At 65.0% G+C, this 575-nt stretch carries 1 protein-coding gene; it reads left to right on the forward strand.

The window, feature by feature from the left end; translation table 11 throughout:
• Window positions 1–575 (forward strand): lipoyl synthase (locus AC5RU7_RS21045; RefSeq protein ID WP_494053880.1); only part of this gene is annotated, 575 nt, incomplete at both ends.

A 575-nucleotide genomic window follows, 5' to 3' on the forward strand; every position in this document is an offset into this window, starting at 1 on the left:
CTGCGCTACGCCACCGTCACCGGCGTCGCCCGCGACGACCTCGAAGACGAAGGCGTCTGGCTCTACGCCGAAACCGTCCGCAAGATCCACGAACTGAACCCCGGCACCGGCGTCGAACTGCTCATCCCCGACTTCTCCGGCAACCCCGACCACATCACCGCGATCTGCGACTCAGCCCCCGAAGTCTTCGCGCACAACGTCGAAACCGTACCGAGGATCTTCAAGCGCATCCGCCCCGCGTTCCGCTACGAACGCTCCCTGAACGTCATCACCCAGGGCCGGAACCAGGGCATGGTCACCAAATCCAACCTCATCCTGGGCATGGGCGAAACCCGCGAAGAAATCAGTGAAGCCCTCCGCGACCTCCACCAGGCCGGCTGCGACCTGATCACCATCACCCAGTACCTGCGCCCCAGTGAACGGCACCTGCCCGTGGACCGCTGGGTCAAACCCCAGGAATTCCTGGACCTGCAGCACGAAGCCGAAGAAATCGGCTTCCTCGGCGTCATGTCCGGGCCCCTGGTCCGCTCCTCCTACCGCGCCGGCCGGCTCTGGGCCACCGCCATGCGCAAAAA

Source organism: Arthrobacter sp. K410C (assembly GCF_059090105.1).